This is a genomic window from Streptomyces sp. YPW6 (genome assembly GCF_018866325.1).
Classification (GTDB): domain Bacteria; phylum Actinomycetota; class Actinomycetes; order Streptomycetales; family Streptomycetaceae; genus Streptomyces.
The window spans coordinates 3,238,137-3,264,993 of record NZ_CP076457.1 but is presented as its reverse complement, the minus strand read 5'-3'; the positions used below and the strand labels follow the sequence as shown (position 1 = coordinate 3,264,993).

The 26,857-nt window shown below is 71.7% G+C and carries 24 protein-coding genes and 1 riboswitch; of the genes, 15 read left to right on the top strand and 9 right to left on the bottom strand.

Annotated elements, in window-relative coordinates; genetic code table 11:
• Window positions 1–50: 50 nt before the first annotated feature.
• Entirely contained in the window at window positions 51–1,442 is a 1,392-nt protein-coding gene (locus tag KME66_RS14225) for a trehalose-6-phosphate synthase (protein ID WP_216322460.1), read from the bottom strand.
• Between the two features lie 223 nt (window positions 1,443–1,665).
• Complete coding sequence (locus tag KME66_RS14220) at window positions 1,666–2,616, bottom strand: glucosyl-3-phosphoglycerate synthase (RefSeq protein ID WP_216322458.1); 951 nt, start codon at window positions 2,614–2,616, stop codon at window positions 1,666–1,668.
• Window positions 2,617–2,771: 155 nt separating this feature from the next.
• A riboswitch (SAM riboswitch) is annotated at window positions 2,772–2,899 on the top strand.
• 18 nt (window positions 2,900–2,917) lie between these two features.
• Between KME66_RS14220 and thrC the strand changes: the two genes are divergently transcribed.
• From thrC to KME66_RS14155, 13 genes are all read left to right on the top strand, one after another.
• Window positions 2,918–4,213 carry a threonine synthase gene (gene thrC, locus KME66_RS14215; RefSeq protein WP_216322456.1) on the top strand — a complete coding sequence of 432 codons (1,296 nt, stop codon included), beginning with the start codon at window positions 2,918–2,920 and terminating at the stop codon, window positions 4,211–4,213.
• A 35-nt stretch (window positions 4,214–4,248) separates the two neighbouring features.
• On the top strand, window positions 4,249–4,527 hold the full coding sequence (locus KME66_RS14210; RefSeq protein WP_006126483.1) for a MoaD/ThiS family protein: 279 nt from the start codon (window positions 4,249–4,251) through the stop codon (window positions 4,525–4,527).
• A gap of 443 nt (window positions 4,528–4,970) precedes the next feature.
• Window positions 4,971–5,177, top strand: a complete 207-nt coding sequence (locus KME66_RS14205) for a cold-shock protein (protein ID WP_003967346.1) — start codon at window positions 4,971–4,973, stop codon at window positions 5,175–5,177.
• Window positions 5,178–5,766: 589 nt separating this feature from the next.
• Window positions 5,767–7,389: a chaperonin GroEL gene (groL, locus tag KME66_RS14200; protein WP_073219391.1), complete on the top strand. Its 1,623-nt coding sequence runs from the start codon at window positions 5,767–5,769 to the stop codon at window positions 7,387–7,389.
• 930 nt (window positions 7,390–8,319) lie between these two features.
• Window positions 8,320–8,454 (top strand): keywimysin-related RiPP, encoded by a 135-nt coding sequence (locus KME66_RS14195; protein WP_107470342.1) that lies wholly within the window; start codon window positions 8,320–8,322, stop codon window positions 8,452–8,454.
• A gap of 50 nt (window positions 8,455–8,504) precedes the next feature.
• Window positions 8,505–10,580, top strand: a complete 2,076-nt coding sequence (locus tag KME66_RS14190; RefSeq protein WP_216322453.1) for an asparagine synthase-related protein — start codon at window positions 8,505–8,507, stop codon at window positions 10,578–10,580.
• Window positions 10,577–10,828, top strand: a complete 252-nt coding sequence (locus KME66_RS14185) for a lasso peptide biosynthesis PqqD family chaperone (RefSeq protein ID WP_216322449.1) — start codon at window positions 10,577–10,579, stop codon at window positions 10,826–10,828. The genes KME66_RS14190 and KME66_RS14185 overlap by 4 nt, the downstream gene beginning before the upstream one ends.
• On the top strand, window positions 10,825–11,322 hold the full coding sequence (locus KME66_RS14180; protein ID WP_216322446.1) for a lasso peptide biosynthesis B2 protein: 498 nt from the start codon (window positions 10,825–10,827) through the stop codon (window positions 11,320–11,322). Before KME66_RS14185 ends, KME66_RS14180 begins: the two co-directional genes overlap by 4 nt.
• Before the next feature lie 124 nt (window positions 11,323–11,446).
• On the top strand, window positions 11,447–13,159 hold the full coding sequence (locus KME66_RS14175; RefSeq protein ID WP_301184513.1) for an ABC transporter ATP-binding protein: 1,713 nt from the start codon (window positions 11,447–11,449) through the stop codon (window positions 13,157–13,159).
• A 265-nt stretch (window positions 13,160–13,424) separates the two neighbouring features.
• Complete coding sequence (locus tag KME66_RS14170) at window positions 13,425–13,991, top strand: GNAT family N-acetyltransferase (protein ID WP_216322440.1); 567 nt, start codon at window positions 13,425–13,427, stop codon at window positions 13,989–13,991.
• Between the two features lie 182 nt (window positions 13,992–14,173).
• Window positions 14,174–14,674 carry a SigE family RNA polymerase sigma factor gene (locus KME66_RS14165; RefSeq protein WP_073219406.1) on the top strand — a complete coding sequence of 167 codons (501 nt, stop codon included), beginning with the start codon at window positions 14,174–14,176 and terminating at the stop codon, window positions 14,672–14,674.
• A complete protein-coding gene (locus tag KME66_RS14160) occupies window positions 14,667–15,152 on the top strand; it encodes a hypothetical protein (protein ID WP_216322437.1) in 486 nt (161 codons plus the stop codon). The genes KME66_RS14165 and KME66_RS14160 overlap by 8 nt, the downstream gene beginning before the upstream one ends.
• 142 nt (window positions 15,153–15,294) lie before the next feature.
• A complete protein-coding gene (locus tag KME66_RS14155) occupies window positions 15,295–16,536 on the top strand; it encodes a mannosyltransferase family protein (protein WP_216322434.1) in 1,242 nt (413 codons plus the stop codon).
• Window positions 16,537–16,669: 133 nt separating this feature from the next.
• On the opposite strand, the gene KME66_RS14150 is transcribed toward KME66_RS14155, so the two are convergent.
• The gene (locus tag KME66_RS14150; RefSeq protein WP_073219421.1) at window positions 16,670–16,939 is read right to left on the bottom strand and encodes a hypothetical protein; all 270 of its coding nucleotides are present in this window, start codon (window positions 16,937–16,939) and stop codon (window positions 16,670–16,672) included.
• Between the two features lie 365 nt (window positions 16,940–17,304).
• Entirely contained in the window at window positions 17,305–17,883 is a 579-nt protein-coding gene (locus tag KME66_RS14145) for a TetR/AcrR family transcriptional regulator (protein WP_216322432.1), read from the bottom strand.
• A gap of 90 nt (window positions 17,884–17,973) precedes the next feature.
• Here KME66_RS14145 and KME66_RS14140 point away from each other — a divergent pair, with 90 nt between their 5' ends.
• Window positions 17,974–18,420, top strand: coding sequence for a DUF1772 domain-containing protein (locus tag KME66_RS14140; RefSeq protein ID WP_216322430.1), 447 nt, complete (start codon window positions 17,974–17,976; stop codon window positions 18,418–18,420).
• Window positions 18,421–18,757: 337 nt separating this feature from the next.
• Here KME66_RS14140 and KME66_RS14135 read toward each other — a convergent pair whose 3' ends face one another.
• The 3 genes from KME66_RS14135 to KME66_RS14125 form a co-directional block, all read right to left on the bottom strand.
• Window positions 18,758–19,909, bottom strand: coding sequence for a MarR family transcriptional regulator (locus tag KME66_RS14135; protein WP_253208331.1), 1,152 nt, complete (start codon window positions 19,907–19,909; stop codon window positions 18,758–18,760).
• Between the two features lie 419 nt (window positions 19,910–20,328).
• Window positions 20,329–20,910, bottom strand: coding sequence for an HD domain-containing protein (locus KME66_RS14130; RefSeq protein WP_216322428.1), 582 nt, complete (start codon window positions 20,908–20,910; stop codon window positions 20,329–20,331).
• Between the two features lie 12 nt (window positions 20,911–20,922).
• Entirely contained in the window at window positions 20,923–21,999 is a 1,077-nt protein-coding gene (locus KME66_RS14125; RefSeq protein ID WP_253208587.1) for a DNA-binding transcriptional regulator, read from the bottom strand.
• A gap of 1,110 nt (window positions 22,000–23,109) precedes the next feature.
• On the opposite strand from KME66_RS14125, the gene KME66_RS14120 reads away from it, so the two are divergent.
• Window positions 23,110–24,213 carry a methyltransferase domain-containing protein gene (locus tag KME66_RS14120; RefSeq protein WP_216322426.1) on the top strand — a complete coding sequence of 368 codons (1,104 nt, stop codon included), beginning with the start codon at window positions 23,110–23,112 and terminating at the stop codon, window positions 24,211–24,213.
• A gap of 74 nt (window positions 24,214–24,287) precedes the next feature.
• Here the strand turns inward: KME66_RS14120 and KME66_RS14115 are convergent, their stop codons facing one another.
• Window positions 24,288–24,854: a DUF417 family protein gene (locus KME66_RS14115; protein ID WP_216322424.1), complete on the bottom strand. Its 567-nt coding sequence runs from the start codon at window positions 24,852–24,854 to the stop codon at window positions 24,288–24,290.
• Window positions 24,855–25,416: 562 nt separating this feature from the next.
• Complete coding sequence (locus KME66_RS14110) at window positions 25,417–26,847, bottom strand: GH1 family beta-glucosidase (protein WP_216322422.1); 1,431 nt, start codon at window positions 26,845–26,847, stop codon at window positions 25,417–25,419.
• Between the last annotated feature and the right edge of the window lie 10 nt (window positions 26,848–26,857).

Here is a 26,857-nt window from a genome sequence, read left to right as displayed (position 1 = left end):
GTCGGCGGGCCGCCCGGAGCCCGGGGGCCGCGTATGTCCGGGTCAGCCCCTCACTCCTGCCGCAGCGCCTCCAACTGGTCCAGGAACCACTGCTGCGGCGGGAGCGCGGTCGCCGCCTCCGCCAGCCGCTTCGTGCGCCCCGAGCGCTCGTCGCCGCTCATCGTCAGCGCCTCGTGCAGGGCCTCGGCCGTACCCGTCACGTCGTACGGGTTCACGACGATCGCGTCCTCGCCCAACTCCTCGTACGCCCCCGCCTCCCGTGACAGCACCAGCGCGCAGCCGTGGTCCGAGACGACGGGGACCTCCTTGGCGACCAGGTTCATGCCGTCGCGGATCGGGTTGACCAGTGCCACGTCCGCCAGCCGGTACGCGGCCAGCGAGCGGGCGAAGTCGTCCTTGACGTGGAGCACGACCGGCGTCCAAATCTCCGTGCCGTACGCCCCGTTGATCTCCGTGGCCAGCGACTGGACCGCCGCCGTGTAGTCCCGGTAGACGGCGAGGTCCTGGCGGGAGGGGTAGGCGAAGGCGATGTGGACGACGCGCTCGCGCCACTCGGGGCGGGTCTCCAGCAGCGTCCGGTACGCGTGCAGGCCGCGCACGATGTTCTTGGACAGCTCGGTTCGGTCGACCCGGACGATCGTCTTCCGGTCCTCGCCCACCTGCTCGCGCAGCGCCGCCATCCGCTCGTCCACGTCCGCCTCGTGCGAGCGGCGGCGCAGGAAGTCCGCGTCGGCGCCGAGGCCGTGCACCCCGATTCTGGTCCGGCCCGTGCCGCCGAGGATCTCCGTGCAGCAGCCGATGAACGCGTCCGCCCACCGCCGGGTCAGGAACGCGGCCCGGTCCGCGCCGAGGATGCCGTGCAGCAGCTGCTCGGCGATGTCGTCGGGCAGCAGCCGGAAGTAGTCGACGGGGGCCCACGGGGTGTGCGAGAAGTGGCCGATCCTCAGGTCCGGGCGCAGTGCGCGGAGCATGCCGGGGACCAGGGCCAGGTGGTAGTCCTGGACCAGGACCGACGCCCCTTCCGCCGCCTCCTGGGCGAGTGCCTCGGCGAAGGCCCGGTTGTACGTCTCGTAGGAGGCCCACTGGCGCCGGAACTCCGCGTCGAAGACCGGCTCGACGGGGGTCTGGTAGAGCAGGTGGTGGACGAACCACAGCACGGAGTTCGCGATGCCGTTGTACGCGTCGGCGTGCACCTCGGGGTCGATGTCGAGCATCCGCACACCCGGCTCGCCGACCCCGCGCCGCACCGCTTCGCGGTCCCCGTCGCCGAGGGCCGCGCAGACCCACAGCTTGTCGTCGACGGCGCTCAGCCCGGAGACGAGACCGCCGCCGCCGCGTCTGGCGTCGAGCGTCCCGTCCTCGCCGAGCGTGTACGTGATCGGGCCGCGGTTGGACGCGACGAGGACCTGGGCAGGCGAGGAAGACGTGTGCTCGGTGACCATGTAGCGGAACCTAGCCCGTTAGGGAAGCCGCCAAACGCCTCGGAGGGGCACGCGCCTCCCGCCACGCCCTCCCCGGCGCCCGTCCGTGCCCCGGCCCGCGCCTCGGGCCCGGCGTCCGCCAGCGCCTCGGGCCGCGCGTCCGTCCCGGCCTCGGGCACGCCTCCCGCCACGCCCTCTCCGGCGTCCGCCCGCGCCCCGGCCCGTCACGCGCCGCCCCGCCCCCTCACGCCGCGTGGCGCTCCGCGTACTCCGCGATCTCCCGCATCGGCGGCCGCTCCTCCGTGTCCACCGCGTGGGTGCGCGGTACGAAGCCGTCCCCGCCGCGTTCGAACTGGGTCAGCGCCGGCCGTACCAGATGGCCCCGGGAGAGCCTCAGCTGTGCCGTGCGGTAGATCGCCGCCGCCATCCGGCCCAGTGCCTGTCCGTCCTGGTGGCGGTGGACGCGAACGCCGACGTCGACCTGGCCCAGCGCGTCCAGGCCCACCGTGTGCAGCGCGTCCACGAGCAGCCCCAGCTCCACTCCGTAACCGACGGGGAACGGCAGCCGCTCCAGCAGCGACCGGCGCACCGCGTACTCGCCGCCCAGCGGCTGCACGAACCCGGCCAGCTGCGGCCAGTGCAGATTGAGCAGCGGGCGGGCCACCAGTTCCGTGACCCGGCCGCCCTGACCCGCTCGGTCGCCGAGCGGGCGGTCGTACATCGCCTTGACGAAGTGGACGGAGGGGTCGGTGAGCAGCGGGCCGACCGTCCCCGAGACGAAGTCCGCCGAGAAGTCCCTGAGGTCGGCGTCGACGAAGCAGACGATCTCGCCGCTGGTCACCAGGAGTGAGCGCCACAGCACCTCGCCCTTGCCGGGCAGGGCCGGGATCCGGGGCAGGATCGCGTCCCGGTGGACCACGCGCGCGCCCGCCGCCCGGGCCACGGCCGCGGTGGCGTCGGTGGAGCCGGAGTCGATCACCACGAGTTCGTCGACGAGCCGGATCTTCTCCATCAGCTCGCGGCGGATCACCGCCACGATCGCGCCGACCGTGGCCTCCTCGTTCAGTGCGGGCAGGACCACGCTCACGGACGTACGGAGCGGGTCGGCGGCCCGGACGTCGGCGAGCTGGTGCGGCGGGCGGTCGCCGGACGACCAGGAACGCCTGGTCAGCCAGCGTTCCACCTCTTCGAGCACGGTCGGCACTCCCTGTCTGTGTGATCCATCTCGCGGTTCGGACGACTATCTCAACGGTCCGGTGCTTCGGTTACAGTCTTGAACAACGCGGATGACCGTCGCATGTCGGGGTCGGAGCGCGCACAAACGCCTGGATCGAAGATCCAGCGCCATAGAGCTCATCCAGAGGGACTGAGGGAACGGCCCGTTGAAGTCCCGGCAACCCTCCTGCCGACCGCGAGGTCACGGTGGGGAAGGTGCCAATTCCGTCTTGCGGCGAAATGCGTCGCGAGGAAGATGAGGAGAAAGGACCTCCGCCATCATGGCTGTTCAGACCGTCGCAGGTAATGCCACCACCGCCTCCCCGGACCTCGGTCCCGCCGCGGCGCTTTCCTGCCGCGAGTGCGGCGAGCGTTTCGAGCTCGGCCCCCTTTTCGCCTGTGCGTCCTGTTTCGGGCCGCTCGAAGTGGCCTACGACCTGCCCACCGGCTCGCCGGAGGAACTGCGCAAGCGCATCGAGGCCGGTCCGGACAACATCTGGCGCTACGCCCCGCTGCTGCCGGTGCCCGCCGACGTCGCGGACAAGCCCAACCTGAACCCCGGCTTCACCAAGCTGGTCAAGGCCGACAACCTCGCCCGTGAGCTGGGCGTCACCGGCGGCCTGTACGTCAAGGACGACTCCGGCAACCCGACGCACTCCTTCAAGGACCGCGTCGTCGCGATCGCCGTCGAGGCCGCCCGCGCCTTCGGTTTCACCACCCTCTCCTGCTCCTCCACGGGCAACCTGGCCGGAGCCGTCGGCGCCGCCGCCGCCCGCGCCGGACTGCGCTCCTGCGTCTTCATCCCGCACGACCTGGAGCAGGGCAAGGTCGTCATGGCCGCGGTGTACGGCGGTGAGCTGGTCGGTATCGAGGGCAATTACGACGACGTCAACCGCTTCTGCTCCGAGCTCATCGGCGACCCGCTCGGCGAGGGCTGGGGCTTCGTCAACGTCAACCTCCGCCCGTACTACGGCGAGGGCTCCAAGACGCTGGCGTACGAGATCTGCGAGCAGCTCGGCTGGCGGCTGCCCGACCAGATCGTCATCCCGATCGCGTCCGGCTCCCAGCTCACCAAGATCGACAAGGGGCTCCAGGAGCTGATCAAGCTCGGCCTGGTCGAGGACAAGCCGTACAAGATCTTCGGCGCCCAGGCGGAGGGCTGCTCCCCGGTCTCCGCCGCCTTCAAGGGCGGGCACGACGTCGTCCGGCCCCAGAAGCCGAACACCATCGCCAAGTCGCTGGCCATCGGCAACCCGGCCGACGGCCCCTACGTCCTGGACATCGCCCGGCGGACGGGCGGCGCGGTGGAGGACGTCACCGACGAGCAGGTCGTCGAGGCGATCAAGCTGCTGGCCCGCACGGAGGGCATCTTCGGCGAGACGGCGGGCGGGGTGACGCTCGGCGTGACGAAGAAGCTCATCGAGGCCGGTGTCATCGACCCGGCGCTCACCACCGTCGTCGTCAACACCGGTGACGGCCTCAAGACGCTCGACGCGGTCTCCGCCACCTCGCAGGCCACGGCCACCATCAAGCCGAGCCTGGACGCGTTCCGCGCCGCGGGCCTCGGCACCGCCTGACGACCACCCCGTAACGCAGGAAGAAGGGCACCACCATGAGCGTCAAGGTCCGCATCCCCACCATCCTCCGTACGTACACGGGCGGCCAGGCCGAGGTCCCGGCGGAGGGCACGAAGCTCTCCGAGGTCATCGAGTCCCTGGAGAAGGACCACCCGGGCATCGCGGCCCGCGTCCTGGACGACCAGGGCAAGCTGCGCCGCTTCGTGAACGTGTACGTCAACGACGACGACGTGCGCTTCGAGGGCGGCCTGGACGCGGCGACCCCGGACGGGGCAGGCGTCTCGATCATTCCCGCGGTGGCCGGCGGCTGCTGAGCCGTCCGGGGCCGCTCCCGGCGGCCCCGCCGCGCCTCTGTGTGACGGCAGTTGCCCCCTCCGCGAGAGAAGCGGAGGGGGCAATTCTGCATGGTTGAGCGCGGTACAGTTGGGGAAGCCCCATCCGCTGCCCGTGCCGCCCGCATATGAGAATGCGCCCGGCCCCGATAAGAAGCAGCCAAAGTACCTGAACCTCTTGCGGCATAAGTGGCCTTTGCCTGGCCCGACTTGCCCGTAAATCTCAGCAAACCCGCATATTCGCGTGTTCCTCGTGGCCCAGAATTCTCGTCCGATTGACCTGTTGCAGAGGGCAGTTGGGCGGATACATTCGGCCGCGGTCGACGCGCTGCGGCGCCGCGCACCCTCTCCTGTCGGAGGGTGAGTTCCGACCCGGGCCCGCGAAGTGCGGTCCCGTGCAAGGGCCAGTAATAGGGGAGTTGGGCATGGCTCAGGGCACCGTCAAGTGGTTCAACGCGGAGAAGGGGTACGGCTTCATCGCGGTCGACGGTGGTGCGGATGTTTTCGTCCACTACAGCGCGATCCAGATGGACGGGTACCGCACCCTCGAAGAGGGTCAGCGAGTTGAATTCGAGATCTCGCAGGGCCAGAAGGGGCCCCAGGCCGACATGGTCAAGCTCGCCGTCGGCTGAGCTCGGCGCGGTCGTCCGACGACACCACTCACGCACGCAGGGCCCGACCCCGGGAAGAGGGGATCGGGTCCTGCGCGCGTTCCGGGGCAGGGGGTCGCGCCTCGCGCGGGTCCCGGGCCGGCGGTGGCCGCGTACGGGGCGGGCCGCGGCCAGGAACCGCAGGTGACCGCGGCCCGGTGCGGGGGAGGGTGCGCGCCTCGGCACCCCTTATGTCGGCAGGGCTCCGTGGTTCTGTGCTCCTGTGCCGACAGGGTTCCGCGCTCCTGCGCCGGCAGGGCTCCGCGCCCCTGCGCCCCTGATGCTGGTGGGGCTCCGTGCCTCCGTGCGGGCAGGGCTCCGGGGTCCGGCGCCGGGCGGGCTCCGGGGGCCTCGTCCGCATGGCGGGTACTGGCCGAAGGCGCTTGCACTCACGGGGGTCGAGTGCTAATCATTGGCGTTAGCACTCTCCAGGTGAGAGTGACAGAACTTGGACCGGGCCGGTGAGGCCCGCAGGTGCGATGGGGCAAGGAACCATCACACGCGCAGGCCGTCCGTCGCGGGCGCCTCCCGGTCCGGAGAAATCCACCCCTGTCCGGGAGGACCACTTCACATGGCCAAGATCATCGCGTTCGACGAGGAGGCACGGCGCGGTCTCGAGCGCGGGATGAACCAGCTCGCCGACGCCGTCAAGGTCACCCTCGGCCCCAAGGGCCGTAACGTCGTCCTCGAGAAGAAGTGGGGCGCGCCCACGATCACCAACGATGGTGTGTCCATCGCCAAGGAGATCGAGCTCGAGGACCCGTACGAGAAGATCGGTGCGGAGCTGGTCAAGGAGGTCGCCAAGAAGACGGACGACGTCGCCGGCGACGGTACGACCACCGCCACCGTTCTCGCCCAGGCGCTCGTCCGCGAGGGTCTGCGCAACGTCGCCGCGGGCGCCAACCCGATGGCCCTCAAGCGCGGTATCGAGAAGGCCGTCGAGGCCGTCTCCGCCGCTCTGCTGGAGCAGGCCAAGGACGTGGAGACCAAGGAGCAGATCGCTTCGACCGCCTCCATCTCCGCCGCCGACACCGAGATCGGCGCCAAGATCGCCGAGGCGATGGACAAGGTCGGCAAGGAAGGCGTCATCACCGTCGAGGAGTCCCAGACCTTCGGTCTGGAGCTGGAGCTCACCGAGGGTATGCGCTTCGACAAGGGCTACATCTCGGCGTACTTCGCCACCGACATGGAGCGTATGGAGGCGTCGCTCGACGACCCGTACATCCTGATCGTCAACTCGAAGATCGGCAGCGTCAAGGACCTGATCCCGCTGCTGGAGAAGGTCATGCAGTCGGGCAAGCCCCTGCTGATCATCGCCGAGGACGTCGAGGGCGAGGCGCTCTCCACCCTGGTCGTCAACAAGATCAAGGGCACCTTCAAGTCCGTCGCCGTCAAGGCCCCGGGCTTCGGCGACCGCCGCAAGGCCATGCTCGCGGACATCGCCATCCTCACCGGCGGCACCGTGATCTCCGAGGAGGTCGGTCTCAAGCTGGAGAACGCCGGCCTGGACCTGCTCGGCCGCGCCCGCAAGGTCGTCATCACCAAGGACGAGACGACGATCGTCGACGGCGCCGGTGACAGCGACCAGGTTCAGGGTCGCGTCAACCAGATCCGTGCCGAGATCGAGAACTCCGACTCGGACTACGACCGCGAGAAGCTCCAGGAGCGCCTCGCGAAGCTGGCCGGCGGCGTGGCCGTCATCAAGGCCGGCGCCGCCACCGAGGTGGAGCTCAAGGAGCGCAAGCACCGCATCGAGGACGCGGTGCGCAACGCCAAGGCCGCCGTCGAGGAGGGCATCGTCGCCGGTGGTGGCGTGGCTCTGCTCCAGGCCTCGGCCGTCTTCGAGAAGCTCGACCTCACGGGCGACGAGGCGACCGGCGCCAACGCCGTGAAGCTCGCGCTGGAGGCCCCGCTCAAGCAGATCGCCGTCAACGGTGGTCTCGAGGGCGGCGTCGTCGTGGAGAAGGTCCGCAACCTGGCGGTCGGCCACGGCCTCAACGCCGCGACCGGCGAGTACGTCGACATGATCGCCGAGGGCATCCTCGACCCGGCGAAGGTCACGCGTTCCGCCCTGCAGAACGCCGCGTCCATCGCCGCGCTGTTCCTCACCACCGAGGCCGTCATCGCCGACAAGCCCGAGAAGGCCGCTGCGGCCGCTCCGGGTGGCATGCCGGGCGGTGACATGGACTTCTGATCGGTTCCGGCTCACGCCGGTCGATCGAAGCTCCGCGTACGTCCCACAGGGGCGGTATCTCCTTCACGGGAGGTGCCGCCCCTGTGGCGTGTCCGGGGCAGGGGAGCCCGGGGGCCGGCACCCGGGGGCTGGCACCCGGGGCCGCGGGGCCGTGGGGCCGTGGGGCTCGGAGCCTGGCCCTTGGACCCGGGCCACGGCCTCCTGCCTCCGGGACGCGGGGAGCCTGGCCCGTGGACCCGGGGCACAGCCTCCCGACCCCGGGCCCGGGCCGGGGCCCCGGGCCCCAGCCTTCTGCCCCTGCCTCCGGGGCACAGTCTCCGGCACCCCCGGGCGCAGCCCCCGCCTTTCTCTCCCCGGGCCACGCCCCCTGCCTCGGGCCACCTCCCCCTGCCCCAGGGCCGGGGTGGCCGTGGGAAGTGGGGGGGGGCGGGGTGGCCGAATGGCTACTTGCCGTAGCCACTCCCGTACGGCAAAACGTTTCGGCGCGACGGTGCCGAGGGCGGTGGCGCGCCCGTGATCTCTGAGGTAGAGGGGTCCTGGGGCCCGGCCCGGGGGCCGTTCCGGCCGGTTCGCCGGGTCCGGCGGCGGCCGTCATCCGTCGTGCCAGCTCACTGCCCGGTTCGATCACCGCGTTCGGTCCCGGGGCCGGTCCGCCGGGGGTGCGTGCCCAGGGGGTGTGCGACTGCACAGGGTCGCCGGAAGATCGTCTCGGCCCGGAGTCGAGAAACCGGGAGAGGGGCCGCCCCAGGCTCCGGTGCTCGCGCTATCCGGCCAACTTCGCACGGTAAGTCGGAATCATGCGTACCGGTTCATCGGCCGGACATGATGGCTCTGGTGTTCGCATGATGAACACCAGTCGCACGAACAACTCCCGTTATGCAGGAGCCAGATGGGCATAGCGGTCGCCAACCACACAGAAGGGAAAGTCTCATGAAGCAGCAGAAGCAGCAGCAGAAGAAGGCTTACGTGAAGCCGGCGATGTTCCAGCAGGGCGACTTCTCGAAGAAGACCGCCGGCTACTTCGTCGGCTCGTACAAGGAGTACTGGACCCGGCGCATCGTCTGATCCGCCGATCCGTCTCCTGCGCACCGCGTGAGAACTTCCGAAAGGTGAAGATGCCCGGCCAGTTGCGTGACTACTTCGTCGTCCTGCCGGACAGCGCGGCGGGAGCGGCAGCGGCCGGGCAGCTTCCCGCGCCGGAAGCGGCTGCCGGGCGGTCCTCCGCGCCGGACGCCGCCGGGCCCGCCCGGGAGGCGGGCGACACGCTGACCGTCGCCCATCCCTCGGGCCGGCCCTGGGTCGTCGCCCGCCCGCTGGTCCGCCGGGTCAGCCATCTCGCCCGGGGCGAGGACGCCCTCGTCCTCATCGGCCCGGACCGCGTCCCCGACGCCGTGCTCGCCGGCATCCTGGAGGGCGCCCGCGACCGCATCGGCCTGGAGCGCCGACTCGCCCGGCTGCCCGGCCTCCACCACGTGGTCGCCAGGCTGTCCGGGCAGAGCTGGATCCGGGGCACCGCCACCGGACTCCGCCGCGTCTACCACGCCCGGCACCCGGCGGCCGGAACCATCGCCTCGGACCGCCCCGCCGTCCTGGCCCGGCTGATCGACGCACCCCTGGACGACAGCGCGCTGGCGCTCCGGCTGCTGGACTTCCTGCCGCATCCCCTGAGCCGACGGCCCGTGTGGCGCGGTGTCCACGAGACCGGCGCCGGGTACGGCCTGGCCCTGCCCGCCGCAGCCCCGGGCACGGCCGCCGCCCCCGGCCCCGCCGAGTACCGCTGGTGGGAGCCGCCGCCCGGGGAACTGCCCCTGGCGGAGGGCGCCCACAGGCTCGGGGAAGCCGTCGAGGCCTCCGTACGGGCCCATGTCGGCGGCCTGGACCGGATCAGCTGCGAACTCTCCGGCGGGCTGGACTCCACCGCCCTCGCCTTCGCCGCCCGCGAGACCGGCCCCGCGTCGCTGTCCCTGCTGACCGTCGCCGCCCGGGACCGGTACAGCGAGGACGAGACCTGGGCGCGCAGAGCCGTCGAGGCGGCACGCGGCACGGCGGCGACCGCGTCGAACGGCCACCCCGCCCCTGCCCCGGACGGCCACGCCGGCCTTACCGGAGGCCGCCACCCCGCCACCGCCCCGGACCACCACGCCGTCCCCGCGCGTGGCCGCCACCCCGCCCTGGACCATCACGTCGTCCCCGCCGCCGACGCCCCCTACTTCTACGCCGATCTGGCCTCCACCGCCGCCGAGCTGAACGACGAACCGCTCCCCGTCGCCCCCGGCCGGGCCCGCGCGGCACTGCTCCTCGGCCGCGCCCGAGCCACCGGCTCCCGCTACCACCTCACCGGCTACGGCGGCGACGAGATCTTCCTCGGCCTGCCCCACGCCTACCAGGACCTCTTCCACGGCAACCCGTTCACCGCCTGGAGCCACCTCGGCGGCCTGCGCCACCAGCTCGGCTGGCCGCTGCTGCCGACGCTCAAGGCCCTGTCCGACCGTTCGCCGTTCCCCCGCTGGCTCGCCGGGGCGGTCACCGCCGCACCCCAGCCCGTCGCCCGCACCCCGCTGCTCTCCTGGGGCGTACGGCAGTCCCCGCACCCCTGGCTCACCGAGCACGCGAAGGCCCTGATCGCCGAGGAGTTCCGGGCCGCCGCCGAGCACGCCGAACCGATCGACCCGTGGCGCGGACGGCACGTCGACATCGACGGCGTACGGATGGGAGCCCGGCACTTCCAGGCGATGGAGGACATCGGCATGACGATCGGGCTGCCGGTCGCCGCGCCCTTCTACGACGACCGGATCCTGGAGGCGACCCTCGCCGTGCGCCTGCCGGAGCGCATCAGCCCCTGGCGTTACAAGCCGCTGCTCGTCGAGGCGATGCGCGGAGTCGTGCCGGACGCGCTGCTGGCCCGGACCACGAAGGACCACATGTCCTCCGACGAACACCAGGGACTGGCCGAGCACGCGCCGGAGCTGGCCGAGTTGTGGACCGGCTCGCGCCTCGCCGACCACGGCCTGGTCGACGCCCGCCAGCTGCTCCGCCTGGCGGCCGAACCCTTCTCGCCGGTCCTGGTCGAACACTCCATCAGCTCCACCGTGGCCGGGGAGACCTGGCTCCGCACCGCCGAGAACGCCTGGCCCACCTCCCGGTCGACGCCCACGACCTCCACGACCACCACCAGCGAGGCAGCCCTGTGAAGCTCAGAAAAGGCATCGCCGTCACGACCACCGAGTACGGCGGGGTCCTGCTCGACGAGAAGACCGGCAGCTACTGGCAGTTGAACGACACCAGCGTCATCGTCGTCGAGGCCCTCGCGGCCGGCCGCGCCCCCGAGGCCGCCGTCGACCGGATCGTCGCCGAGTTCGACGTGGAGCGGGCCGAGGCCGAGTCGGACGTCGCGGAGCTGACCCGGCGGCTCGTCGAGGCAAGGATCCTGCGCCCATGACCACGGAGATGACGATGCCCCGCCGGGGCGCGGGAGCGGGCGGGACGAGGCTGCGGGCCGCCATCGCCGCCGCGCTCGTCATGGCCCGGCTCAAGCCCGGCCGGCTGCGCCGGATGCTGGCCCGGTGCTCCCGGGGCGCGCGCCCGGCCTCGTACGCCGAGACGCTGGAAGTCCTGGAGGCGGTCGTCGCCACCAGCCGCCGCTGCGCGAGCCGTTACGGCTGCCTGCCCCGATCGGTGGCCGTCGCCCTGGCGTGCCGGATGGCCGGTGTCTGGCCCGACTGGTGCGCGGGGGTGTGGGCGACCCCGCCGTTCTCTCCGCACGCCTGGGTGCAGGCGGAGGGGCGTACGGTCGGGGAGCAGGCGGAGGCCGCCGATCTGCGTCCTTTGATGGTGGTGACGGTGGGCGAGGAGGTCCGGGGTGAGCACGGTGGCGGGGACCACGGCGGGGGCGGGACAGACGGGGCCGGGCCCGGGGCCGGGCAGACCGCCTGAGAGCGTGGAGCGGCCCGGACCGGACCGCGTGGAGCGGCCCGGACCGGACCCATCCCCGGGCCCGGACCGCCCCGGCCCGGCCGCCCCCGCACCTCCGCCCACGCCGGGGCTTTCCCCCCTCCGCCTGCTCCTGGCCCGGGTCCGTCCGCACCGGGGTGTCCTGATCCGGGCGGGCCTGCTCTCGCTCGCCGGGTCCGGGGCGGGGCTCGCGATGCCGCTGATGGCGAAGCACGCGGTGGACACGTTCGCCGAGGGCCGCTCACCCGCGGCCCCGCTCGTCGCGCTGACCGCGCTCGTGCTGGCCGGGGCCTGCCTCTCCGCGTACGGGAGCTATCTCATGGCCCGCACAGGAGAGGGCGTGGTCCTCCGCGCCCGCGATCAACTGGTGGGCCGCATCATGCGGTTGAAGGTTCCGGCGGTGGACCGGCTGACACCCGGCGACCTCCAGTCACGGGTCACGAGCGACACGACCCTGCTCCGTACGGTGCTGTCCAGCGGGCTCGTCGAGTCGTTCAACAGCGTCCTGATGCTGCTGGGCACGACCGCCCTCATGGCGTACATGGACCCGACGCTGCTCGGTGTGACGCTGGTGGTGGTCGTCGGCATCGGCGCCGTGACGTCCCTGCTGATGCCGCGCATCCAGCGGGCCCAGCTCAGGGCGCAGGAGTCCGTGGGCGCGATGGGCGCGGCCCTGGACCGGGTGCTCCAGGCGTTCCGTACGGTCAAGGCGAGCGGGGCGGAGGAGCGGGAGACGGCGGCGGTCGCGGCGGCGGCGCGGCACGCGCACGACCGGGGCGTGTCGGTGGCGAAGTGGTCCTCGGTCACCGACGTCACGATGACGATGTCGATCCAGCTGGCGTTCCTGGCGGTGCTGGGCGTTGGCGGCGCGCGGGTCGCCTCGGGCTCGCTGGAGATCTCCTCCCTGATCGCGTTCCTGCTGTACCTCTTCTACCTGATGGGCCCGATCGGTGGTCTGGTCGAGGGCTGGACGGGCCTGCAGAGCGGGCTGGCGGCGGTGCGCCGGATCGACGAGGTGGAGTCTCTGCCGGGCGAACCGACGGACGAGCGCAGCGGGTTGACGCAGGAGGACGGCGGCCCGCTCGGAGTGACCTTCCAGGACGTGACCTTCGGCTACGGAGACGAGCGCGCCCCCGCCCACCGGGGGGTGACGTTCGACGTGCCGGCCGGCGGGATGGTGGCGCTGGTGGGCCCGTCCGGGGCCGGCAAGTCGACGGTGTTCAGCCTGCTGGAACGCTTCTACGACCATGAGGCCGGCACCATCACCGTGGACGGCCGGGACATCCGCGACTGGCCGCTGTCCGAGCTGCGGGGCTCGCTGGCGTACGTGGAACAGGACGCGCCGGTGCTCGCCGGGACGCTGCGGGAGAACCTCCTGTTCGCCGCCCCGGCCGCCGACGAGAGCGAGCTGACGGCCGCGGTCGCCCGTACCCGGCTGGACGCCCTCGTCGAGCGGCTGCCCGAGGGCCTGGCCACGGCGGTCGGCCACCGGGGCGTCACCCTCTCCGGCGGCGAACGCCAGCGCGTCGCCATCGCCCGTGCCCTGCTGCGCCACCCCCGGCTGCTCCTCCTCGACGAGGTGACCTCGCAGCTGGACGCGGTCAACGAGCAGGCGCTGCGCGACGTGATCCTCGAACTGGCCGAGCGGACCACGGTGCTGGTGATCGCGCACCGCCTGTCCACCGTCCGGCACGCGGACCGCATCGTGGTCCTGGAGGAGGGCCGGGTGCGTACGGCGGGCACGCACGAGGATCTGATGGCCGGGGACGAGCTGTACCGCGAGCTGGCGACGACCCAGCTGGCGGCGGAGGGGCGGTGAGGGACGAGAGCGCCGTCGGGACGAGCGCGGCCCCGGCGGTAGACCTCCACCATCAGTCCCTGTCCGGTCTGTGGGTGAGCTGCACAGGCATCGGTATGTCCTTCCGGATCGGAGGATCAGGCCCGCCCCGACGGCGTTCGCCCGGTCCCGTGCGCTCGCCGGCTGTACGGGATGCGAGGGCGGGAGGCGGGCTGACCAGGGCGGCGTGGGCGTCGTACCTGCCGGCTGTTCCGTACCGCGAAACTTGTTGAGGGAGGATCGCGGCATGACGCACACAAGCCCCACCTCCTCGAAGTCGGCGTCCGGGATGCCGCCCGAGTTGTCGTTCCGGCGGGCCGGGGAGGGCGACCTGGCCGAGCTCGTACGCCTCCGGGACGACGCCGCTCGCTGGCAGATCGCGCGCGGTATCGACCAGTGGAAGCCCGGAGAGCTGGGCCCGGAGCACTTTGGGGCGCGGTTGCGCGCGGGCGAGGTGTGGATCGCCACGGCGGGCCCCGGCGGGCCGAGCGCCGGGGCGTGGGAGCTGTGGTGGGACGACGAACCCGCCTGGGGCGTCCAGCCGCCGGTCGCGGGATACGTCCACCGCCTGATGACCGACCGGCGCACCGCCCCGTCCGGAGCCGGGCGGGCCCTGCTGGCGGAAGCCGAGCGTCGGATCGCCGCGTCGGGCCGCCCGTTGTGCCGACTCGACTGCCTGACCTCGAACCCCCGGCTCCGCCGCTACTACGAGGAGGCGGGGTACGAGGTGGTCGGCGAGCAGACGGGGAAGAACGGCGACGGCGGCCGGACGTACGGGGTCACGTTGCTGGAGAAGCGGGTGGGGGCGGGCTGAGACCCGGCTGAACGGGGGCCGAGAAGCGGCTGCGGGAGGGCTGAGACCCGGCTGAACGGAGGCCCGGAAGGGGCCGAGCAGGGGCTGTGACGACCGTCACCTGCGATTCTTCGTCGGTGGTGTCGACCGGATCCCCGACGACGGGCGTATACCCGGTGAAGCGAAAGATCCGGGAGCAGCTTTTGACCGTCGAGGAGTTCGAAGAGTTCTACGCCCAGGCGGTGGCACGTCTCACCGGCCAGTTGTACGTGATGACCGGCGACCTCCAGGAGGCGCAGGACGTCGTGCAGGAAGCGTTCGTCAAGGCGTGGGTGCGGCGGGGGCGGCTGGAGCGGGACGGGCAGCCCGAGGCGTGGATCCGTACGGTCGCCTGGCGGCTGGCGGTGAGCCGTTGGCGTTTCCGGCGGCGCTCGGCGGATGCCTGGGGCCGGGGGAGCGGTGGCGCGGAGCACGTCGCGCCGCCGGATCCCGGCCATGTGGTCCTGGTCGACGCGCTGCGGGAGCTGCCCGCCCAGCAGCGGCGGACGCTGACCCTGCACTACCTGTGCGACCTCACGGTCGAGCAGATCGCCGGGGAGACCGGGCTTTCCACCAGCACGATCAAGACGCACCTGGTCCGTGGACGGGCGGCGCTCGCCCACCGTCTGCACGACCCCCGCATCGAGGAGGCTCCTGATGTCTGAACCGCGGGATCCGAAGGAGTCGCAGGATCCGTTGCGGTCCCTGTTCCGGGAGGCCGGTGAGTTCGGGCAGGCGCTGACCGCCCCGGAGCCCGCGTCGAGCGTCACCCGGCGCGGCATGCGCGCGCAGCGACGCCGGATGGCCGGGGTCGCCGTGGGGGTCTGCCTGGTGGTCGGCGGGGGCGGCGCGGTCGCGGTGGGGCTCCTGCCGGTACGGCCGGAGCCGGTGGCCCCGGCCACGAGCCCGTCGCCCAGCTACCCGTCACCCGTACCGTCGGAGGGGCTGCCCACGGAGCCGCCGTCACCGCCGCCGTCGCCGAGCACCACGATGCCGGGGAGCGCGGGCACGGAGGGGACGTGGGGCCGGACCACCGAGCCGGGCGGACCGCCCACACCCACGCGTACCAGCACACGTACGAGTACGACGCCTCCGACTGCTCCGGCCACGACGACGGCTGACGGGGGCGCGTCGACGCCCTGATCCGCCCAGACCGCGACGCGCGGTCCCGACCTCCTCCCTGATCCCTGTCCTCTGCCCCCTGCCCCTCCCGTGCCCCGGCGGCTCTCCGGGCGATCCGGCATGCCTCGGTCCATCCGCGAGGCGAGCCCGAAAGGTGCCCGCGTTGTCCACGCTCTCCCCCGGGCTGCGGCCTCCGCCGGTCCGACCCGTAGCCGAGGCCGCGCCCGCGCCCCGGGCGGTGAGGTTCCGGCTGACGCCCGACGATCGCGGCGTCCTGTGGCTCTACCTCCTGACCCGCGTGTCCCTGTGGATCACCGCCCACTTCGCCCGGTGGCTGTTCCCCGCGCAGCCCGGCGTACGGGAGGCGGCCCCGGTCCTGGCGCCGTTCCAGCAGTGGGACGCGAACCACTACCTCCACATAGCGCGCGACGGCTACTTCCCCGCGGGCACGGGACCGTGGACGAGCGGCTGGGACAACCGGGAGGCCTTCTTCCCCGGTTACCCCCTCCTGCTCCGCGCCGTGCACACGGTGGTGCCGGACTGGACGGCGGCGGGGCTGCTGATCTCGTTCGCCGCGGGGGCGGTTGCCGTGCTGGCCCTGGCCCGTATCGCGCGGGCGCATCTGCCGGGAGAGGAGGCGGCGGGCCGGCGTACGGCGGTGCTCTTCCTGCTCTCGCCCTGCGCGGTGTTCCTGGCGGTGGGCTACACGGAGGCGCTGTTCCTCGCGTTCGCCCTGCCCGCCTGGCTCGCGGCGCTGAAGCACCGGTGGGCGCTCGCCGCCGTCCTGACCACGCTGGGGACGGCGGTGCGGGTCAGCGGCCTGTTCCTCGCGGCGGCGGTCGGGCTGCTGTTCCTGCTGTCCGTACGAGCGGGCGCGGGGCGGTCGACGTGGCCGGCCCGGCGGGCGTGGCGGTCGGCGGGCTGGACGCTGCTGCCCGTGCTGCCTCCGGCCGCGTACAGCTGGTATCTGCACGCGCACACGGGTGACTGGATGGCCTGGAAGCACGCGCAGGAACGCGGTTGGTACCGCACGTTCCACGCCCCGTGGGAGGCGTGGGCGAACACCTGGACCGGGGCGTTCGGCGGTACGCAGGCGACCGGCTACGCGTCCGTGTTCCAGGCGGAGTTGGCGGCCATGGTGGTGGGTTCGGCCCTGGTGGTGCTGCTCGTCCGCCGCGGCCGGTGGCCGGAAGCGGGGTACGTGGCTCTCAGCCTGTGGGCGCTGGGAACCTCGTACTGGTACACGTCCGTCCCGCGCGCGACGCTGCTGTGGTGGCCGCTGTGGATCGGTCTGGCGGCGCTGAGCCTGCGCCGGCCGTGGTTCCGTACGGCGTACCTGTGCGTGGCGGCCCCGGTGTCGACGCTCGTCGCGCTGACGTTCCTGACGGGGAGATGGGCGGGGTGAGGGGGCGGGGTGCGGTGGCGGGGTGAGGCTGCCCCGGTGCCGGCGCGGCTGCCGGAGCCCCGTTCGTACCGGACGTCCTACTCCGTTTCGCCCGCGGGCTGATCGCCCGGCAGCTCAGCCTGCGCGGAAGCACTCACACATGGGGGATGTCCGCCTTCGCTGCGATGAGCATCCTTCGCGGGATGACCACGAGGCGCTCATCGGGACTGATGGAAACCCCGTCGGGCAGGCGGGTCCCCAGGGAATCGGTGAGGTCGCGTCCGATCACGGCGATGTCGCCGTTCTCCAACTCCCATAGGTCCGGGCACTCGGGTCCGGTGCTGGTGGCGCCCAGCTCCAGCGCCGACTTTCCGAGGCGTCTCCTGAACCCGGTTTCGGGGTCAGCTTCCCAGGGTCTGCCCATGCTGGTGCCCTTCTGCTGGCTGAACGGGCCAACCTACCAGTGACATGCTGCTCAAAGTCGTTGTCAAGTAAGGGATTTGGCCTGTTGGGGTGAGGCCCATGGGGGCTGGTGTTCTGCCTGGGGAAAGGTGTTCACCCGGCGCTGCCGGAGTCGTGGCCGGTCTCAGCGCAGCGTGGCCCTCGCGCGCCGTGAGGGCGGTGGCGGGAGGGAGGAGCCGGTCGCCCGTCGGACTGTGCTGCTGAGAAGGCGACGACTCGTGTCCAGGAGTTCCCGCGGCGTGCGAGGAGGGGGTGGCTCGGGGGCGAGCAGGCGCAGACGTGCTCAGTGTCCGGATCTGCTCCTGCACAGGTGGACCACGGGTGGCATCAGAGCGCGGCGAGCCGCCCCACCAGGAGATCCAGTCGCTCCTCGGCGCCCTCCGGCAGGATTCGCCCCGCCCGGGTCAGGGTGGCCAGCCCGTGCAGGGTGGACCAGAAGAGCTCGGTGAACAGGGCCGGGTGCACGCCTTCCCCGGCGACCTCGCCGAGCGTCTCCAGCAGTGCGGCGAAGGCGTCCTTGAGCGGTTCCGGGGTGTCCTCGCGTGCGAAGGCCAGCCCGCCGTCGAGCTGGAACAGGGCGTCGTAGACCGCCGGGTTCCGCTCGGCGAACTCCAGGTAGGTGTGGGCGAGGGCGGCGACCCGGGCGCGGCGGCCGTCCGCGTCGGAGGCGGCGGCCCGCAGCGCCGCGGCCATCTCGGTGGCACCCTCCAGGGCGACGGCGCCGATGATCTCGCGCTTGCCGCGGAAGTGGCTGTAGAGGACGGGCTGGCTGTATTCGATGCGCTCGGCGAGCCGGCGCGTGGTGACCGCGTCCCAGCCCTGCTGCTCGGCGAGTTCGCGAGCCGTCGCGACGATGAGGCGCTCGCGGTTCGCCCGTTCCCGTTCCTTGCGTTCCTGTACCGACATACCTCGATTCTAGCATCGCTAGACAATCGAGCGGTGGCAAGGCTAGCGTTGAACCATCTGCTAGCGCCGCTAGATTCAGAGGGAGTCATCATGCTCGACGCACTTGAGATCGTCACCACCGTGATCGTCGGACTGCTGGTGGGGGTGGAGTTCTCCGTCGCCTTCGTGATCAACCGGATTCTCGACGCGCTGCCCGACGACAGCTCTCAGCTCGGGCGGAGCCACGGGGGCCGGATGCTGGGGGCGCTGATGCCGTTCTGGTACATCGGCTCACTCGTCCTGAGCGCGATCTGGGCCATAGCCGCATGGGGGGAGGGAGGCGTCGGCCTGGTCGTCACGGCGGGCGCACTGCTGCTCCTCAGCGTGATCATGTCGCTCCTGCTGCTCGTCCCGATCAACAACCAGGGCAAGACGTGGACCCCGGAGAACCGGCCCGACGACTGGAAGGAGCAGATGAACCGCTGGGACCGCTACCACTACGTCCGCGTGGCCGTCCTCATCGCCGCTTTCGCTTCGCTGGTCACGGCCCTTGCCTGAGCCTGGCCGTGGCTCACCGGCCGCCGCCGAGCCCCCACGCGACCCGGTCCGGTGCCGAGTCTCCGCGCGCCTCGGTCCGGTGCCGCGGGCCCGTCGCGTGTCAGCCCGTCGGCGACGTGCCCGCGGGCGGAGGCGACATGATCCGTCGAGCCTCGGCGACCAGTTCGGGTGGAAGCTGCGGCCCACCGCACGCGTAGTCGATCAGCAGGTTCCGGTAGGTGGGGTGGGCGAGTTCGGGTGCCAGAGTGATCAGGGCCTCCAGGTCGTCGGCCGAGCCGGCCAGGCGTGTCCGGTGGGCGGCACTCGCCCAGTCTGTTCGGTCTCGTCGCGGCAGGGATCAGACGGGTTTGAGGAGGTGGCGGAGGTTGGCCATGTGGGCTTTGACGGCGGCGATCTGGGTGGGGTCGGGTGGGGAGTCGCCGGCAGTGGTGTGAGCCCGGTGGCAGGGGCGGCAGAGGCCGTCGGGGAGGGCTTGGGGTGGGCCGGGGCGGCCGCAGTCGGTGCATTCGACGAGGATGCGGCGGGCGGGGGCGGGGACGGGGGCGGGGGTGTCGGTGCCGGTGCCCGGTGGAGTGTTCGTGGCGGGGAGTTGGGGTGGCATCTTGTCGGTGAGGCGGCGGCGGAGGAGTCCGGCGGGGGAGTCGATCTGGGTGGGGAGTCCTGCGGTGAGGGCGTTGGTGAGGTAGTCGGTGGTGACGCCGCGGTCGAGCCATCGTGTTGCGAGGGGTTCGAGGGCGGCGCAGTCGTGGGCGGAGAGGGCGAGGCGGTGGTCGGCGCGGCCTAGGCGGGCGAGGGCGAGGTAGGCGGGGGAGAGCTCGGTGGCCGCTGTGGCCGCGGTGTGCCTTGTGGGGGCCGAGTCCCGGGTGGGCGTCGCGGGTTCGGCTTCCCGCGCCTGGGGCGGGGTGCGCTGGGGTGGTACGGCGGCGGAGACCGGGGGTTGCGCGGCGGGCGGCGAGTCCTCCGGCTGTCCGGGCGGTGGCGGTTCCTCGGACGGGGGCCACGGGGGCGGCGGAGTCGCGTCGGTGGCAGGGGCCTCTGCTGCGGTGGTGGGGGCTGGGGGGTGTGCGGGTGCTGTGGCCTGGGGGGCGGTTTCGGTGGCGAGGTAGGTGGTCCACCATGTGTTGTCGCGGGCGGTGCGGGACCAGAAGGTGCGGAAGGCCCAGCGGGTTTCGTCGCCCGTGCCGACAGGGCACCGTACGCGTCGCAGGTGTCCGGCGACGGAGAGGGCGTTGAGGGAGGTGCCGATGGCCTGCTGGCCGTAGAGGGGGAGCTGCTTGGTGAGCTGTTTCACGCTCATCGCGGCCCCGTCGGGCAGGTGGTCCACGAACCCGGCGATGTACCGCTCACGGGCCGGGAGCAGCGCGAAGTCATGGGGCGTGCGGGGTTGTTGGTCCGGGGCGGAGCGTTTGCCGTAGCCGGGCTTGGCCATCGGGTACGCGGCGGAGACTGCGGGGACGGGCAGGGCGGAGCTAAGGTGCTGGATAGCCACGGGATCGTCTTTCTGGGTAGTGATCTTGTGGTCAGACCCCGGCCTGGTGCGCTAACACCGTGTCGGGGTCGTTTGGTTCTCGCACCGTAAGCGGCCGTCACGCTCCGCCGCAAGCCGTCACGATTAGTCATACTGTCGGTCCGTGACGGGGTAGGGAGGTGGGGGAGGTTTTCCCTAACCCCCTATGTTTTCCCGCTGGTTAAAAGAAGGCGCTCGAACCCCGGGTCTCGCATCCCGACGCCCGGATCCCGGCACCCGAGCTTCGGGCCGGAGTCCCGTTTACGTACCCCCGGAAGAGTGACCCGACCGTCCCCGGAGCCCGAGTCTTGAGCCTCGGAACCCGAGCCCCGCCCCTCGTTCCTGACCCAACCGTCGCGAATCCAGGTGCTCGGCACCGAGCACCGAGCACCGAGGGCGGGCTACTGCTTGCCCTCGCCCAAGGCGGTCCGCAGCCAGTCGAGGCTTCCTTGGTCCAGGAGTTCATCGGCGAGGCGGTTGGCGGTTTCGGTGACGAGTCGGCCTCGGCTGTTGTCGATCCACCGTTGAGCGTTCTCGTAGCCCTGGGTCTTGTACTCGATGCCCTGGAGCAGGCACTCCAGCTTGTCCGCGTCCCGGGCGCAGACAGCCTCCGGCGATTCCTTCGCCTCGTACTCCGCGATCAGCTCGCGGACCGCCGAGGCCAGCATCTCCGGCATTCCCGCCGTTTGGTCGACGGTGACTTCCTGGGGGTCGCCGGCCGGCGCGTACTTCTTCCCGAGGTGGTTCACGTCCCCGGTCCGGGTCTCCTGCGTGTCGTGCCAGACAGCCAGGTACGCGGCGCGGGCGGGGTCCGCGCCCTCCAGCTTCGCGATGATCGTGGCGATCAACGCGGTACGCCACGCATGCTCGGCCACACTCTCCGGATCACGTACTCCGGCCATCCACCAGCCGGTGCGCCGCGTCTGCTTGAGCGTGCCCGCCTCGTACAGAAAGCGGCCCACGGCGGCCAGGTCGTCCGTCACGACCCCCTCCTCTCACGCCTCGCTGAGGCGGATCGCATACCGGATGCCTTCCAGCTCTCGGCGTGTCGGCGCTGACAGCTCCCGACTATCCAACATCACGGGAAGGGATGCGCGTAGCTCGTTCCTGACTGCGGATCCGGGACGCAGCAGGTGCGGTCGTGCGGTGAGGAGAGTCCAGATGGTGTGAACGTTCAAGTCGAAGAATCCGTGGTCCGGGGTCAGGCCTCGCACCAGATGGCGCATCAGGTTGTTGCCCGGCCACGAGCCCGGGCTTGAAGTAGCGATGAAGTCGTCGGAGAGCTTGAAGTGTGAGGTCTCGCCGATCCAGTACGCCCAATAGTTGAGGTTTGCTGTTTCGCCTGCATCGTCATCGCCGAGTGTCACGGCGATGAAGTGCCGCATCCGGTCGCGGTCACCCTGCCTGGCGGCGACGGCCGCGACCGATCGGGCGTTGAGCCAGCCTGCCAGCCAACCGTCCGGGTGCCCGATCCGTTGCTGCTGAGCCAACCAGTCGGAGGTGTCCGAAGCGTCGTCGTACCCGGCCAAGTACAGGGATTGGCGGCGCAGCAGGAATTGGTCCCCGCCCCGTGACTGCTCAGCGGCTCGGCGCATGCGCGAGAAGAAGAGCTTGCGGTCGGCAGCGGATAGTTCCGGCCCCTGCGGAGTGGGGCCTCTGCGCGGCCGCGAAGGGGCGGGAAGGGAACGCAGAGGTGTCGGAGCCACCCCGTTGAGTGGCCAGGACAGCAGCTCGACCAGCTCGCGCTGCATAACCCACGCGCCGATCGGGCTGGCCTCAATGCGTACGTTTTCGTTGAGAACGGACGCCAGCAGTACGTCGGCCTCCGTGGCTCTTTCCAGAGCCAGGAGCAAGGCAGGCGGACTGCCCAGGCGCAAGAGCTGATGGCGATGCACGAGCATCTGCCCGACAGGAACAGCCGTCAAGGATCGACGGCCCGATTCCCACCCTGCGACGGTGTCGGGCGAAACGCGCAACTGCTCTGCCAGGGTCTCCTGCGTGTGGCTCAACTGCTCCCGGATCAGACGGAATACGTACCCGGACACTGTGCCACTGCGGCTCGTCCGGGGCATTCCCCGACTGCTGGTCAGGGCGGCGCGTGATCCGCTGGCCATGGCGCCCCCTTTGCCCGGATGTCGCGGCTGGACACCCGTACCCACCGTCAGTTCAAGCGCTGATTGCTGCTCCGTACCGTCGTGAGGACAGTGACGAAACAACGACTGACGGTAGCGGAAGGCAGTTGTCGTGACGATGACGATCAAGGTGTACGAGGTGGATCGCGAGGGCCGTACTCAGGTCCTCCGACCGCAAAGCGAGGTGATTCCGCTGACGGAGCCGGAGCACTCGCACGCGTTTCCGGCCTGCGAGTGCCACATCTGCATCGGGTACGTGATGAAGACCGGCGCCGCGGAAGATGCGGCGTACCGAACGTGGCTCGGACACACTCAGTCCTGTGCGACCTGTCGTGTCGGAGTCTGTTGCCCGACGGCTGTGAGTCTGGGGCGGGCTTGGCGGGAGGCGCGGCGCGGATGAAGTGGTACGTGAACGGAGGGTCGCGTGAGTTCGCGTTCGACGACGGGGCGGGGGCTTGCTGTCCGGAGCGTGGGGTGACGTTGCTGTGGCGTGGTGATCCGATCACTGCCGGCGACAGGGCCGGAGGGCGGGTCGTTGCTCTGGATGCGTTGTCGGCGAGGCCGGACGGTCCGTGCAGTGTTGTCTGCCGTAGTGGGCTGGTGACGGACCTGGCCGGCGTGCACGCTCTGTGCCGCCTGCCGGGGTGTGCCTGCCCGTGCCACGCGGTGGCCGCCGCTCTTCGGAGCGGCGGGTGACGCTGGACTCGTCGGTCCCGGATGTCCGTGTCTGCGAGGCGTGCTGGCGATCCCCGGTGACCGCCGTGCGGCGCACCGCCGTCGGCCGGGATCCGTTGTGCCGGGCGTGTGCCGGGGGAGGTTGGCCGTGTCGGGTCGATCTGCTTCCGCCGTACGGGATCTTCCGGCTTCGCCGCCCGGTGAGCCGGTCCGTTGTACCGCATGCATCGATCAGAGGAGATGGATGATGACCACTGCTCCCGTACCGGTTGAGGCCGGGAAGCACGGCGGGGCTCCGTCGGACAGGCCGTGGACTCCGCCGCAGGAGCCGAAGCCGTCGCCGGACGGCAGCCGCCCTCAGTTCGTGCCGCAGTCGTGAGCGGCGTACCGCAGGCACCTACGTACCCGGATCTGGTGCGGGATCTCGCTGATCGCGGGCTGCTCACGGGTGGTTGGCGGCGGGTGTTCGAGGCTGTGCCGCGCAGCCGGTTCGTTCCGGCCGATGTGTGGCGGCAGCTTGCCGACCGGTGTGAGCCGGTGGTGGGGGCGGATGCGTGGTTGGCGTTGGTGAACAGTGATGAGCCGGTGGTGACGCAGCTCGACGACGGGGCCGAGGGCGGGCCCGGTGTGGCGACGTCGTCGAACTCGATGCCGTCGATGGTGGCCCGGATGCTCGGGCTGCTCGATGTCCGGGACGGGCAGCGGGTGCTGGAGATCGGCACCGGGACCGGGTACGTGTGCGCGCTGCTGTGCGAGAGGCTCGGCGATGATCTCGTCCACAGTGTCGAGCTGGATCCGGTCGTGGCCCGGCAGGCGGCGGAGGCGCTGGCCCAGGCCGGGTACCGGCCGCATCTGCGGGTTGGGGACGGTGAGCAGCCGTGGCCGGGGCTGGGTGTGGTGGACCGGCTGATCGCCACGTGCGCTCTGCGGTATGTCCCGTACGCGCTGCTGCGGCAGGTCCGTCCCGGCGGGGTGGTGGTGGCGCCGCTGGCCCGGGAGTTCTGGTCCGGGGCGCTGGTCCAGCTCCACGTCCGGGGCGACGGTACCGCCTCCGGCCCGTTCTGTGGCGGGGCCACGTACATGCCGATGCGGTCCCATCGTGTGCCCGACCTTCACGACGTGCGGGGGAAGGGGCGGGCGCGTGCGGCTGGTCTGGATCCCGCCCGGCTCCTGGATCTCGGGTTCGCCCTGTTCGCGGGGGCTCGGCTGCCCGGCGTGCGGCTCATTCACCAGGAGACTGCCGATGGTGTTCAGGTGTGGGTGACGCGTGAGGGCGGAGTCGGGGCCACGGCTGTTACGGGGGAGGAGGTGTGGCAGTACGGGCCGGGGCTGTTGTGGGAGGAGATCGAGCAGGCGTGGTGGGAGTACGAGGTGGCGGGCCGGCCCGATGCCGGGCAGTTCGGGCTGACCGTCACCGACCGGGGTCAGCACGTGTGGCTCCGGGACCCGGGTGAGGTCATCCGGCCCGCCAGGACGTGACTCCCAGGCTCCGGACGGGCCGGGTCTCTCCCCGGTCTCGTGCTGACTGCTCGCCGTCCCGGCGCGTGTGCCGGTCACCGCCCCGGGGGCCGGCGGCCGCTCCCCCGGCTCCACTCGTGCGCGGCCACCACCAGGCACACCGCCACCAGGACCACGTTCTTGACGACGTACTGCCCCTCCATCGTCGGGGCCGGCGAGTGGGGTTGCCACATCGCGTCGGGGAGGAGGAAGAGGGTCGAGAACACGCCGCCCATGTGCAGGAAGAACGCGACGAGGGCGGGGCGCAGCAGGCGGCGGCCGGCGATCAGGCCGATGCCGATGGCCGTTTCGAGTGCTGCGAGGGAGAGCAGCAGCACCGTCTCCGGGACGAGGCCCAGGGTCATCTTCGTCGCCGCGTCGACGGCCAGCTGCTCCGCCGGGCTGGCCGAGGGGAACAGCTTCAGGACGCCGAAGCCGACGAAGACGATACCGACCGTCGCCCTCAGCAGGGTGAGGGCGTGGACGTCGACCAGCTCGGCGAACCGCCCGGGGAACCGAGGGCCGGGAGGGCGGTGGGCCCGAGCCCGTTCCGGGCGCGGCAGCAGGGGTTCAGGCTCTCCGCCGGGCGGGGGCAGGCTCGGCTCTACGGTGTGGCTGCTCATGTGCGGTCTCCCGTGATGTCCGTGGGGGTGGGGAAACGTGCGTGGGTGGACCCGTGCGGCTCGTCGGGTTCCTGGAGGGGGGGAGCGGAGGGGGTGCTGTGCGTCAGGGCCGGGGCAGGTGGGTGCGCGCCTGGAGATGGGGCGGGGGCCGTACGTGATCGACGTGGCCCGACGCCCTTCCCTACTTGGTCTAGACCATACGGACGAGGGTTGGGCGGTCGTCAAGGGGCGTGTCTCGTGGCCTCCACCGTGAGCGGCGCATTCGCGCCATGTTGCTTCAGGGAGGGGAAGCGGTTGCCGATGCGGTCGCCGTACGGGGTGGGGAGCGACCTCCGTGGAGGTGGGCAGCGTTCATGCTCGGTTCACCGGGACGGATGGGCCACCGTTCGCCCGGACCCCCGTTTGGCCGCTGGTCCTGGCGCCGGCACCCCTCCCGTGCGACCCCGACCCTTCATCCGGCCGAAAGCCGCCCGGCCGAATCCGGGAGGAATCGGCCGCCGGGCACGCCGAAGAGCCCCGGAGCGTCCGCGCGCACTCCGGGGCCCTTCGACGGGTCGGGGGATCAGGCCCGCGCCAGCCCGCCCCGCCCGATCACCTCCGCGTACCACCGCGCGCTGTCCTTCACCGTCCGCCGCTGGGACGCGAAGTCCACGTGCACGATGCCGAACCGCTTGCTGTAGCCGTACGCCCACTCGAAGTTGTCCAGCAGCGACCAGAGGAAGTAGCCGCGTACGTCGACCCCGTCCTCGATCGCCCGGTGGACGGCCTCCAGATGCCCGTCCAGGTACGCCACCCGCTCCGGGTCGTGCACCTCGCCCTCCGGGTCCGCGTAGTCGTCGTACGCCGCCCCGTTCTCCGTCACCAGCACCGGCAGGGACGGGAGTTCGTCGCGCAGGCGGGTCAGCAGATCGTACAGGCCGTCCGCGTCCACCGGCCAGTCCATCGCCGTGCGCGGGCCCGCCGCCGGGGTGAACGCCACATGCTGCTCCGCGCCCGCCCACGGGGACGGGGACTCCGACGTACCCGCCGAGACCACGCTCGGCGAGTAGTAGTTGATGCCCAGCGAGTCGATGGGCGTCGACGCGACCTCCAGGTCGCCGTCCTTCACGAACGACCAGTCCGTCACCGCCGCCGTGTCCGCCACCAGGTCCTGCGGCAGCCGGCCGTGGAACACCGGGTCCAGGAAGATCCGGTTCGCCACCGCGTCGATCCTGCGCACCGCGTCCCGGTCCGCCTCGGTGTCGGTCAGGGGGCGCAGCGCGTGGAGGTTCAGGGTGAGGGAGACCTCCGCCGTCTCCGGGAGGCGTTCGCGCAGGACCTTCGCTCCCGCGCCGTGCGCCAGGTTCAGGTGGTGGGCGGCGCGCAGGGCCGCCAGGTCGCTGGTGCGTCCGGGGGCGTGGACCCCGTTGCCGTACCCCAGAAACGCCGCGCACCAGGGCTCGTTGAGCGTCGTCCACGTCGGCACCCGGTCACCCAGCGCCCCCGCCACCAGGCCCGCGTACTCCGCGAACCGGTGCGCCGTGTCCCGCTCCGGCCAGCCGCCCGCGTCCTCCAGCTCCTGCGGCAGGTCCCAGTGGTAGAGCGTCGCCACCGGCCTGATCCCGGCCGCCAGCAGCTCGTCCACCAGACGGCGGTAGAAGTCGAGGCCGCGCTCGACGGCCGGGCCCCGGCCGGTCGGCTGGACCCGGGGCCAGGAGACGGAGAACCGGTAGTCCGTGACGCCGAGTTCCTTCATCAGGCGTACGTCGTCCGGCATCCGGTGCAGATGGTCGGCGGCGATGTCTCCGGTGTCGCCGTTGCGCACCTTGCCGGGCGTCCGGCTGAAGGTGTCCCAGATGGACGGCGTCCGGCCGTCCTCGGCGGCCCCGCCCTCGATCTGATAGGCGGCGGTCGCCGTGCCCCAGCGGAAACCGGCCGGGAAGCGGAGCACCGTACCGGTCTCGGGGCGGGCAGCCGGGGTGGTCGCCGGGCGGGCTTCGTCGACAGCGGTCATGAGACGGACA